The organism is Chamaesiphon sp. VAR_48_metabat_135_sub (assembly GCF_031418915.1).
In the GTDB taxonomy this organism is placed as follows: domain Bacteria; phylum Cyanobacteriota; class Cyanobacteriia; order Cyanobacteriales; family Chamaesiphonaceae; genus Chamaesiphon.
In genome coordinates this window covers 1-11,976 of sequence record NZ_JANOJV010000252.1, presented here as the reverse complement: position 1 = coordinate 11,976, position 11,976 = coordinate 1, and the positions used below count along the sequence as shown (strand labels likewise).

General features: G+C 45.0%; 8 protein-coding genes. 6 read left to right on the top strand and 2 right to left on the bottom strand.

Features of this window, described 5'->3' with window-relative positions; all coding sequences use genetic code 11:
- Positions 1 to 40 precede the first annotated feature (40 nt).
- From RMO55_RS17595 to RMO55_RS17585, 3 genes are all read left to right on the top strand, one after another.
- Entirely contained in the window at positions 41 to 1,138 is a 1,098-nt protein-coding gene (locus RMO55_RS17595) for an ArsA family ATPase (RefSeq protein ID WP_310428672.1), read from the top strand.
- A 674-nt stretch (positions 1,139 to 1,812) separates the two neighbouring features.
- Entirely contained in the window at positions 1,813 to 2,949 is a 1,137-nt protein-coding gene (locus RMO55_RS17590) for a HetZ-related protein 2 (RefSeq protein ID WP_310428669.1), read from the top strand.
- Between the two features lie 87 nt (positions 2,950 to 3,036).
- Positions 3,037 to 4,800, top strand: a complete 1,764-nt coding sequence (locus RMO55_RS17585) for a M61 family metallopeptidase (RefSeq protein ID WP_310428667.1) — start codon at positions 3,037 to 3,039, stop codon at positions 4,798 to 4,800.
- Between the two features lie 80 nt (positions 4,801 to 4,880).
- Here RMO55_RS17585 and RMO55_RS17580 read toward each other — a convergent pair whose 3' ends face one another.
- Together RMO55_RS17580 and RMO55_RS17575 are read right to left on the bottom strand one after the other, a co-directional pair.
- Positions 4,881 to 7,709: a CBS domain-containing protein gene (locus RMO55_RS17580; RefSeq protein ID WP_310428665.1), complete on the bottom strand. Its 2,829-nt coding sequence runs from the start codon at positions 7,707 to 7,709 to the stop codon at positions 4,881 to 4,883.
- A gap of 185 nt (positions 7,710 to 7,894) precedes the next feature.
- Positions 7,895 to 8,038: a hypothetical protein gene (locus RMO55_RS17575; protein ID WP_310428663.1), complete on the bottom strand. Its 144-nt coding sequence runs from the start codon at positions 8,036 to 8,038 to the stop codon at positions 7,895 to 7,897.
- A 176-nt stretch (positions 8,039 to 8,214) separates the two neighbouring features.
- On the opposite strand from RMO55_RS17575, the gene RMO55_RS17570 reads away from it, so the two are divergent.
- From RMO55_RS17570 to RMO55_RS17560, 3 genes are all read left to right on the top strand, one after another.
- Positions 8,215 to 9,717, top strand: a complete 1,503-nt coding sequence (locus tag RMO55_RS17570) for a nuclease-related domain-containing protein (RefSeq protein WP_310428660.1) — start codon at positions 8,215 to 8,217, stop codon at positions 9,715 to 9,717.
- A gap of 98 nt (positions 9,718 to 9,815) precedes the next feature.
- On the top strand, positions 9,816 to 10,241 hold the full coding sequence (locus RMO55_RS17565; protein ID WP_310428658.1) for a hypothetical protein: 426 nt from the start codon (positions 9,816 to 9,818) through the stop codon (positions 10,239 to 10,241).
- A gap of 124 nt (positions 10,242 to 10,365) precedes the next feature.
- The coding region (locus tag RMO55_RS17560; RefSeq protein ID WP_310428656.1) for a CHAT domain-containing protein at positions 10,366 to 11,976 on the top strand (1,611 nt) is incomplete at its 3' end.

Sequence of the window (11,976 nt, the reverse complement as noted above, 5' to 3'; positions counted from 1 at the left end):
ACCTGGTTTTTTGAAGATGAACTCAAAGTTGTAGAATAATATGCCCCAAATTCTCACCTTCCTTGGTAAAGGCGGTTCCGGTCGTACTACGGTAGCGATCGCCGCCGCCAAACAACAAGCTAACCTCGGTCGGCGAGTATTATTTGTCAGTCAAGATCCTACGCCAGCAACTGGGATCTTGCTGGGTGTTCCCCTCGCCGATACACCCCAATCGATTGGCGCGAATCTAGAAGTAGTTTCGATCTCGGCGACTGTGGAAATCGAACGCGGTTGGGAAGAAGTCAAGCAAGTTGAAGCGCGGTACTTGAGATCGCCAATTTTGCGCAATGTTTACGGGCAAGAATTAGCGATTCTGCCTGGCATGGATAGCGCGATCGCTCTCAATGCCCTCCGCAAGTATGATGCTAGTGGGAAGTATGATGTCATTGTCTATGATGGCAGTGGCGACATGACAACTTTATCAATGGCGGGAATGCCAGATAATCTCGGTTGGTATTTGCGTCGCTTTATCGCTGTAGTCGAAGAATCAGATCTGTGGAAAACGATCTCCCCCATTATGCAACCGACAATGGCGGCAATCCTCACGGTAGCCTGGACGGGGGAGAGTGTGATGTCACAACCGATTCAGGAGGCAACTACCGCTCTAGCTCAAGTTCAAGCCATCATTAGCAATCCCCAGCGAGTGGTGGGTTATTTAGTGACAAATGACGATCTCGCCGCAGTTGCTACTGCTAAATATTTCTGGGGTAGTGCCCAACAGTCGGGGTTAACGATCGGCGGGGTCATTATTAATCAAGGCGATGCTAACAATGCGATCACGGCGGAATTTGACCCCTTAGCGGTGACGATCGTCCCCACTCGGATTGGTACTGATTGGCAACCTTTAGTCGATGCACTGCCAGATTTTAGTCAAGCTGTAACCGTCCCCAAACCAATGACGATCGACATCCCCAATCGCGAGGTCCGGCTGTATTTACCTGGTTTTGATAAAACCCAAGTAAAGCTGACTCAATCGGGGCCAGAGGTGACGATCGAGGCTGGAGATCGCCGCCGGAATATTCTGTTACCACCACCATTAAAAGGATCTAGTGTCACTGGTGCAAAGTTTCAGGCTGGGTATTTAATTATTTCGTTTTAATTGAAAGTTTACGTCTTTTGGCGTAAAAAATCGCGAGACAACATAAAACAAGTTGTCTCGTGACTTTTTAGTTACTTTTATTACTGGATCGATCGCCTTTTACGGATCGATCCAGTAGTTAATTTAGTTAGACTATAGCTAGTCGATTGAAATCGACGATCGTTTGTGGCACTAGATTGCCAGCAATTCTCATGAAGCTACGCCAGTGAGATCGCTAGATCTGAGCGATCGAGATCGCTAAAATTGTAGTTACTCGATCGTCTAAAAACTAAATTTCGATCGGTAAAATTAGGGTGCGACGACAATTATCTAGTTTTGACAACAGGGGCTATGTAGAGGCAGCAGCCTCACAGTATAAACTTTCGATACAAATTGGAACAAACTACTCGATTGCCGACTCATGTACTTCACCCCGATTCAACGCCGATCCAACAATTTAAAAGCAACTCCAAGATGATTAAGATATTTTTAAAGGCTACATCTGGCTTTGCTTGACGATTATACTATCTTTAAGATTTACGTTAACTGTGATGGTCATTGTCTAACGAGTAGACATCTAGATCGAGCCATTCAGCCGCCCCGTTAATCGAATATCATCAGCTATATTGTGGATCGGAGCTACTAATTTCAATCGCCGCCTTAATTTAAACCGAGGGGACAGGAGTAACCGCCAGATGACTAAGGGAATAATAGATAAAATCGCCATCGCCACCCAGTGGGAGCAAAAAATTGCACTAGAATGTAGCGGACAAAATGCTACCACCCAAAAAAGTATTCTCAACTGGGTCCTCGGCGAAAATAGCGAACGCCTCGAAACCCTCGATCCAGAACACCTCAAAATTGCCGATCGAGCGATGGATTATCGGTTACGTATCCTGATTCAAAGATACCTCGGATTGCCACCAGAACGGGCGTATAAAAATCTGATGCAGCGGTTGGGTGGATTGGCAGTCTTGCGGGATAAAATTAGAGCATGGCTGACGCTGAGTAACGATCGACAGCGCAATGTCCTAGATGTATTGCAAGAAGTGATTCAAGAATTGCTTCAGGGTGATAAATATATTCAACAGCAAATTGCCTGGATTGGGCAATGTACCAAAAATCCTCGCTTGCGAGATACCCTATTATTTGCAAGTATTGAAGAATATTGTTTGCGTCCAATTCGCAATCAACCATTACTCGCTCATCGGTTTATCAATTATCTCCGTCGATCTCAAAAAGGTGGCGTAACGAATATCCCTCAAGGTGATTTAGTCAAGTTAGTTTCTGATGAAATTATTGGCGATAGCGACTCTACGCTCAGTCTCCTCGATAGACAAGCTCAAGATGATTATCATCAACAGCAAGAATTAGAAGAAACTCAACTTACTCGCGATCGAGTTAAAGGATCGCTCCGCAATTATTTAATTGAAAATGTTAGTACCGCAGCGGGAGAATGGCTCGATCTCTATCTTCAAGGTAAATCACCAGATGCGATCGCCCTTGCTTTGAAGATGGATATCAAACAAGTATATCGACTCCGCGAAAAAATTAACTACCATACACTCAAGGTATTTGCAATCAAAGCCGAGTCCGAACTGGTTTCTCAATGGTTGCAAATTTCTCTGCAAGAACATAATCTGGGTTTAACTCCTATTCAATGGGACAAATTTTGTGCGAGTTTAGATCCAAAACAACGTGAGATTATGATGGGCTTAAAAGCTGGTACTTCTGTAGAAGCGATCGCCAAATCTCTCCATATCAAAACCAATCAAGTGATGGGAGAATGGAGTCAAGTCTATTTAGCCGCACAAGAAATACGGACTAATTAATTGATAATTGATGATTGATAGTTAAGGTTGTCCACTCACGATCGCTCAATCCTTTAACATTTACTCTTTTTTCCCTAATTTTTACTGATGACTCAAGGCACGTTTGCTATTTCTGATCCAAGTCAAGTTTATGTGCCGAAGTTGGCTTATCAAGTAGGGATGTCGCAGCCGCAGACGCATCTGTTTGAGGTAAAGTTGACGGTGAGTAATTGGGATAGTGAGGTACTGGATCTAAAAATGCCCGTGTGGACTCCTGGCTCGTATTTAGTTCGAGAATATTCTAAGCAATTACAAGATTTTGCAGCGGTAACGGGTGAAGGCAAACAGTTAATTGCGACAAAATTATCTAAACATCATTGGCAAATTCAGACGAATAATAGCACTGAAATTACCATTAGTTATCGGATGTTTGCGAATGAATTAACCGTGCGAACTAATCATTTAGATGCGACTCATGGCTATTTTAATCCAGCCGCATTGTGTTTTTATGTACCTGGATACGAACACTGTTCGATCGAGCTTACTATTAAGCCACCTTATCCCGATTGGCAAGTTACCACGCCACTTCCAGAAATTAGTTCTCATACTTTCTTGGCTAAAGATTTTGATACATTAGTCGATAGCCCATTTGAAATCGGTTGTCAGCATATCTATGATTTTACCGTGTTGGATAAACCCCATCAACTGGTGGTGTGGGGAGAAGGCAATTTAGATCCGCAAATTGCGATCGCCGATATTAAAAAGATCGTCGAAGTTGAAGCTAAGATCTTCGGCGGATTACCGTATGAAGAATATATTTTCTTGCTCCATCTCTCTCCGAGTGGTGGTGGTGGATTAGAACACAAAAATTGTTGTTCGCTCCTATATCCTCGCTTTAATTTTCAGGGTGCAGAGAAACATCATCGCTTTATGCAGTTAGTCGCCCATGAATTTTTCCACCTGTGGAATGTCAAAAGGATTCGCCCCGCAGCTTTAGAAAAATTTGATTATGAAGGTGAAAATTATACACCTTCGCTGTGGTTTAGTGAGGGCACAACTAGTTATTACGATTTACTGATTCCTAGACGTGCGGGAATTTATGACGAGAAAGAATTTTTAACCGAACTCAGTAAGGAAATTACCCGCTTTTTGACGACACCAGGGCGATTAGTACAGCCATTAAGCGAGTCTAGTTTTGATGCTTGGATTAAATTATATCGTCCTGACGCTAACAGTTCTAATTCCCAAATTTCCTACTATCTCAAAGGGGAAATGGTAACATTGTTACTAGACCTATTGATTCGCGATCGAACTCAAGGCGTTAAATCCTTCGATGATGTTTTAATGGCGATGTGGGAACAGTTTGGGAAAGCCGAAATTGGTTTCAGCGAAACCCAACTAAAAAATATTATCGAATCAGTTGCAGATCGAGATTTAACTGAATTTTACGATCGATATATTCATGGTGTCGAAGAGTTACCATTTAATGATTACTTTGCGCCATTTGGCATCGAGCTAAAACCCGTTGATGCAAATATTCCATATCTGGGAATAACCGTTAAAAGCGAGCATGGTAGAGAAGTAATTAAATGCGTAGCTAGCGATTCTCCCGCGCAATTAGCAGGAATCGATCCTGGTGATGAATTACTGGCGATCGATGGATTTAAAGTTAGTAGCGACAAATTAAACGATCGACTTAAATTATATCAGCCTGGGCAACAAATTAACATCACGATTTTTCATGCCGATCGATTAATGACACTCCCAATTACTTTAGGTGTACCTCGATCGCAACAATACCACGTCCAACCACTAGAACATACTTCCGATCTCCAACGTCAACAATTTAAAAATTGGGTGAATAATGATTAGCTGGGTATGCAGAATGCTTGGTAGGGGCAATGTCTTGTCGTTTTCTTATTCGGGGGGAACCCCCGAATAAAAACGCCGCTTCATGAATTTCCCCTACCAAGCATTCTGTGATGGACAAATTCTTCAGCAGTAGATCGATCGATGACTTCTCCATCCAAAGTTGCTGCTAATAAATTATCTAGTATTTGGCGATATTGCGGGCCTGGTTCATAACCTAATTGTCGCAAATCGTTACCATTTAAAATTGGTTGAATATTAACCCAGACTGTTAGATATTGCCAAATTTGACGACGAATGGGAATAATACCTCGACACCGCACAGCAATTAGAATTAACATCGGTAAATCGTATTGTTTCAGCAGTTGGACTACTTGACTGACGCGCTGAAAATTTGATAGTGTTAGTGTAATATTGGCTTGCGATCGATCTAAATTCTCCAACCTATTGATGCTATCTTCTGGTAATTGCAGATTTTTGGCTACTGGCTGGCGATATTCTGGTTTCAGGTAAGCGACAATTGATTCTAACCGTAGTTGCCAATGAACGATCGTTTGTTCTTTATCGAATCTTTGCAAACACCGCTCTAGTAACTTTAGTTGCTGCAATAATTCTAGATCTAGCTTCAGCGTTGAATGGATGCATTGTAATGCGCCCAAATCAGCTAATAGCTCTAGAGCTGGTTGCCAATAATTTGCTTGGAGTAGATGTTTTAATTCAGTTTTCAGTCTGGTTTGGAGCGCAGGAGTTTTACGATTTTCGGTGTTAATATAAACGCCGCTACTAATGGCATAACGAATATAGGCTTCGGTTTGAGCTTCAATTCCAAAGCCCAAGCGCACCGCAAATCGCACGCCGCGATAAATCCGCGTCGGATCTTCAATAAAACTATTGGGATGTAAAACTCGAATTTTTTTGCTTTGTACATCTAGTAACCCGCCAAAAAAATCTAATAGGGGCGGAGTTGTCGCGGGTGTCAGCCTTAGAGCCATCGCATTAATCGTAAAATCGCGCCGATATAAGTCTTGACGAATCGAACTCGCTTCTACTTCAGGATTCGCTGCGGGGTAGGGATAAAATTCGGTTCTAGCGGTGGCAATATCCACCCACAGCGAGTCAAATTCGGGATCTTGATGCCAGAGTAACGCCGCCGTTTGGAAAGCCCCGTGGATGTCTAAACGCGCGGCTGGGTAAATTTGTTGGAGAGCGGTGGCAAGTTTGACACCCGCACCGACATCTGCGGCTTGGTGAAAGCCATCAACTACCAAGTCGATATCTTTAATTGATAAATTCTGTGCTGTTGTCTCGGCTAATAGTAAGTCGCGCACAGCACCGCCGACGAGGTAAAGATGCCAACCCTCTTGTGCGGCTGTTTGGGCAGCTTTCATCAGTAATTCCCAGAGTTTGGGGGCAAGTTTATCTTGCAATTGTTGGAGATTGAGAATATTTCCGTCTATGTTTGTTTGATTTGCTGCGGAGATTTTTACCCCACCCCAACCCTCCCCTTGGAAAGGGGAGGGGGTAAGAGTCCCCACTTCTTTATCAGGGGATGGGGTAAAAGCCCCCCCTTTAGAAGGGGGGGTTGGGGGGGTAACAATCTTGCTATATTGATGTAGCTCTCGCAAAACATCGGTACGAGTGACGATTCCTATCAACTTTCCATCGGCTAATACTGGCAATCTACCGATGTCATAAGTCACCATCAACGCCTCTATTTGTGGCAGTGTGGTATCTGGAGCAATAGTTCTAACATTAGTTGTCATGTATCCTTTGACTGGTGCATGACTAAAACCATGATGCAAGGCGATATCCAAATCTCGACGAGAAATAATGCCGACTAGTGTATCTGTTGAATTGACGATCGGTAAACCAGAGTGCCCATAACGTAATAAAATCTTTTGAGCTTCAGCAATTGCGATTTCGGGGCGAATCGTGCGGATGGGTGCAGACATCAAGTCTCTGGCGGTGGGGGGCTGAGGAATCGCGGTTTTAATTGCTTCGACAAGCTGTTTTAAAATAGCTTGTACATCGACACCGCGCATACTCGCCGATGCTGCTTGAGAATGTCCGCCACCGCCTAATGGTTGGAATAATATACTAAGATTAACATCGGCAATTTGCGATCGACCGATAATCGTCACCCGATTTTCACTTTCTCCCACTGGAAATTCGTGGGCTAGCAATAAGACATCCAGCTCGGATATGCTAGATCGAATCTGAGCTACCACACTCGATAATCCCGACACAAATTGCTCTGTTTTAAGTGTTACCCACCCGATAGTCTTACCACCAACAGCTAAATATTGAATATTTTTCAGAGCTACCTGCAATAACTGTTGCAACTGTGACGATAACCCAGGTTCGAGATACTCTCTAATTACTACTAAATTCGCACCTTGTTGCATCAACCACCCCAAAGCTAATGCATCCCGCGCCGTACTTATTTCAAACGTCAACGAGCCAGTATCCACATGAATACCCAAAGCCATCACCGTCGCTTCAGCAGTAGTGAGCGAAATATCTGCTCGTTGCAATTGCTCGGCAATTATCGTCGTCGTAGCTCCCACAGGCTCGATTTGTACCTGCGTTGCCAGAATATCTGTTGCTTGCCCTAAATGATGATCGTAGACTACGATCGACTGTAAATAGCCTAAATCCAACCATTCACTAGCCTTCCCCAATCGATTGCGTTGCTGAGTATCGACTACATTCAGAGAGCGAATCTGGGCTGGTATTACCGCCCGCCGCTCGATGAATGGATACTCATCTCGATATAGTGCCAAAAAGTCTTTGACAGGGGGATGTGCGCCACCTGTGAGCACAATTTTACTCCCTGGTAACAGCCTCGCCAATCCCACCGCCGCTCCCAGTGCGTCAAAATCTGCCGTAGTGTGGCAAAGAATCAAATCCATCAGTTTTTCATGGTTCGTTTTAATTTTTATGATGGGGGAATGGGGATTCGGGATTCGGGATTCGGGATTCGGGATTCGGAAATCGATAGGTAGTTCCCAAAGCCTAAAGCCTAAAACCTAAAACCTAAAGCCTAAAACCTAAAACCTAAAGCCTAAAACCTAAAACCTAAAGCCTAAAACCTAATTCACCGTTTAGCACGTCGATCTTCTTCGCGGCGTTGTCGATCGCGCCAACCCAATCCAGTAAGATAGACTATGCCTAATGTCACGATGACGAGTAGTCCGAAAGCCACAGTACCGAAAATGGGAATGAGTGAATTAGTATCCATCGATCGCGATTAATTGAAAGGGTTGTCTAAATTAATTCTACTACTTTCACATTGGTTTCCAATCCGAGCCGCCGAGCAAGATAGCTGAGGCAATCGAGTAAAATCGAGTTTAGACTGAAAAGTGAGCACATTCAAGCATAGTTTCCATCGTTTGATGCTACCGGTGTCCTCATTTAATGGTTAGTGATGGAGTAGAATCGAGCGTGGCTAGTTGGCAAGATCATTTTGAAGTATGGCATAAAATTAGGAAAACCAATCTCAGTCCAATTGAAGAAGATGGCGGCATCCTCGCAGGGCGCGAGGCTGAAGATAAACTGCGGGTAATTGTTAGTGAAAACTATAGCTTTCGAGGTTGTCACTCTTTTGCAGCAAAAAGATTGCCAGATCCACGCAATCGCCGTCGGCGCGAAATCGATTTAATCGTGGTTACTGCCAAGAGATTGTATGTCATCGAGTGCAAGAATTGGGGTGGATCTCTGACGATTTCGATCGATCGAGATCGCTGGATTCAAAAAACATCTACAGGCAGAACGATCGAACATGAAAATGTACTATCGCTCAATACTCTGAAGATGAAACTATTAGTAGAGTATCTACGCAATCGAGGCATCAGCATCGAGCCGGATCGAGTCTGTCAGAAGTTAATTCTTATGAATAAATCGCTAAGAATTACTAGCGGACTCATCGCCAAAAATCTCGATGTGATTACACCCGATCGATTGGAGGAGTATTTAGCCAAGGAAAATAATAAATTAAAACCACACGAACAACTATTCTCTTCCGCGATCGGTTTATTACTAGATGAAGAACTCAAAGGTAAAGTACTAGATGGACTGGAGATCGAGCGAGTCGGCGGTCAAAATCACGATCAAATCATTGAAGAAATTGGCAAAATAGCAACATGGGATAAGATATTTTTACATGGTACTAAAATATTGACTGGGGATATTATTGATCGCTATCTTCCCAGTATCTACCAGCACGATAATCCAGTTACCCTAGACCAAATTAAGGAGATTCGGATTGTTTTTAGTAAGTTTAAATGGGGAGGCTTTGCAAAAGCTTTGTTCAGATTAGGGCGACCGATCAGTCTAGATTTATATGGTTCTCAATCTAAATTATTAGCAAAAACAAGTGGCGATCCATCGGGAGTAATTGAGATTCAAGAAGCTGGATCGCCGACTCGAACTCGCGTTAATTTGTGCGAGATCGATCGAATTGTATTTGGTAAACATATTATCGCCAGTACCGATCGAAAAGCTGTCCGCGATCGACCAATTAAGACCTTGATCGCTTTAGCTATTTGTGGTGGCTTACTAATTACTCCATCAGTACGCAATAGCCTATCATCGACGATCGCTAATTTGTCAGCAATAACTAAAAATGGGTGGCTGCTGGCTAATGATAACTCCACTTTAAATAGCTACACTGGAAATTATGACTTTGGTCGCTATGCAGTCAAGATATCTCGTCAAAAAGATCGACTATTTGCTGAAACAGCAGATGGCAAAGCCAAACTTCAAAAAACTCAGAGCAAAGCTGGTAATGAATTTACAGTAGCAAGTCAAAAAACAGGTAATTTAGGTAAGTATTTATTCATCAAAGATCGACAAGGAAAAATCAAACACTTAATTTGGATTCAAACTAACGGCGAACATCGCAAATGTCCCAAAATCTAATGTTTAGTCCCGCATCGATCGATCCGGTCCGAACACTCCATCACACGCGATCGATCGAGATATCTTGCTAGAATCTACTTATTATTCTGGCAAATTTTATGACCGAAATTTTTACAGCGACTGAGATTGATGAATTGTCCGCAGAGATCGATCGACAGTTACAAGAATTGCGTCAGCAAGGTGTGGCGGCTTATCGTTCTGGTGATGAATTAGATCCAGGTGGAGCTTTAACTAAACAGAAAGAATCGATCGAAAGCTTGACAAAGGAGCCAATGCTGAGTTTTTTAGCGAAGTTTGGACGGGCGGCGAAGGCGGATATTTGCGATAAGGATGGATTATTAAATCAACAGTGGCATAAATGGGGCGATCTGAATAATAAGGATGCCCTGGAGCGGTTGGGTGCTGTTTTGGTAACGATGGGATTTTCAGGGAATGTGGTGTCACCATTGGCTGTAGCGGCGATCGTGGTAATCGCACATATTGGGTTGAAGGCTTTTTGCGAAGATTATGGGAACAATACATAGAGCTACGAGAAACCCGACTTTTTGGAAAAGTCGGGTTTCTGCCCCCACAAGTCGATCGCGCATGGGAGCATCCTAGCGTTTGGCGTAGTGTGTAACCCACCCCTGCCCCTCCGAGGAGGGGATTATGCGCGAGATGTTGCTGGAACTGAGTTTGAGCTTTAGTGAGATCGATCGAGTCACCATCAAATTGAACGATCGAACCACCCAATCTATCCCCTTTACCTCACCCCTGACTAAAGCGGATTGGGAGAATATGCAGTGGTATATAGAGTCCTATCCGGTGCAATATGCGGCGGATGTGGATGATAGCCGCGCCGAGCGCATTGTGGCAAAGTTGAAGGTGTGGGGACAGGGGTTATTTCAGGCGGCGTTTGCCGATCGATCTGCCGAGCGATTATTCAATGAATTTCAGGATGCGGAGGGTGATGGGCGACAAATCACGATCGCGGCTAGTCAGCCAGAGATATTGCGGTTGCCGTGGGAATTGTTGTGCGATCCGAGTGGGACTTATTTGGTACACGAACAGCCTCGGATTGCGATTCGGCGGCAGTTAGCAGGGGCGGGAGGTGGTCGGAAACCGATCGAGGTGAAACCGAAGGCACAATTGCGATTGTTGATGGTGGTGAGTCGTCCTGATGGGGCGGGGTTTATCGATCCGAGGTCGGAGGCGCAGGCGGTATTACAGGCGATCGAGCAAACGGCTCCTGGGCGGGTGGTGGTGGAGTTTTTGCGTCCGGCGACGCTGAAGAATTTACGGCAGCGACTACAAGATCGATCGGTGCCAATTGATATCGTGCATTTTGATGGGCATGGTGTGTTTACGAGCGATGGCGAAGTTGCTGCTGGTAAGCATGATGGGCTGACGAAGGGCAGCAAATCGCTGGAGATGGGATATTTGCTATTTGAGGATGCGGATGGTGGCGCGGAACGGGTTTCGGCGGAAAAATTAGGCGACGCGCTGAATCGGCAGCAGGTGAGTTTGGTGGTGCTATCGGCTTGTCAATCGGCAATGATGGGACAAGGCGAGGATGCTTTGGGTTGTGTGGCGGCGCAGTTAACCAATCGCGGTATTCCCGCCGTATTAGCGATGACTTATTCGGTGTTGGTGACAACCACGGAGCAGTTGTTTGGCAAGTTTTATGGGGAATTAGCGGCAGGGCAAAGTTTGGGGATAGCTTTGGCGAATGCGCGGCAGGATTTGTATTTCGAGCAAAAGCGGGGACTGCGGTGGCGGGGCACGGAGCAGATCGAGCTAGAGTTGTCGGACTGGTTTTTACCTGCTTGGTATCAGGCGGGGGGCGATATTACGCTGCTGAAGAAGGGGAAGACGTTACCACAGATCGAGTCGCCGCAACATCGCTTGCCAGCGGTGGCGGAGGAGGGCTTTTTTGGGCGCAGTCGGGAGTTGTGGCAAATCGAGCGGGCATTCGTCCAGGGCACGCGGCGACTAACGATCGCGGGTTTTGGCGGACAGGGTAAGACTTATTTGGCAGTGGAAGCTGGGCGGTGGCTGAGTCAAACGAGGATGTTTGAGGCGGTGTGTTTTGTGGACTATGCGGCATTCCAAGGGGTGGATGCGGTGGGTGTGGCGGTGGCTGAGATTGGGGTGGTGTTAGAGCAGACTTTCTTCGATGCAGCGACGGTGACAATGGCGTTGCGAGATTGTCGGACGCTGGTAATTTTGGATAATTTGGAGAGTTTGGAAGCTGGGGCGTTGCAGGAATTGTTGAAGGGG

Coding starts and splice junctions, on each gene's coding strand:
- RMO55_RS17565 (WP_310428658.1), top strand. CDS start 9,816: ATGACCGAAATTTTTACAGCGACTGAGATTGATGAATTGTCCGCAGAG.
- RMO55_RS17570 (WP_310428660.1), top strand. CDS start 8,215: ATGGTTAGTGATGGAGTAGAATCGAGCGTGGCTAGTTGGCAAGATCAT.
- RMO55_RS17595 (WP_310428672.1), top strand. CDS start 41: ATGCCCCAAATTCTCACCTTCCTTGGTAAAGGCGGTTCCGGTCGTACT.
- RMO55_RS17585 (WP_310428667.1), top strand. CDS start 3,037: ATGACTCAAGGCACGTTTGCTATTTCTGATCCAAGTCAAGTTTATGTG.
- RMO55_RS17580 (WP_310428665.1), bottom strand. CDS start 7,709: ATGGATTTGATTCTTTGCCACACTACGGCAGATTTTGACGCACTGGGA.
- RMO55_RS17575 (WP_310428663.1), bottom strand. CDS start 8,038: ATGGATACTAATTCACTCATTCCCATTTTCGGTACTGTGGCTTTCGGA.
- RMO55_RS17590 (WP_310428669.1), top strand. CDS start 1,813: ATGACTAAGGGAATAATAGATAAAATCGCCATCGCCACCCAGTGGGAG.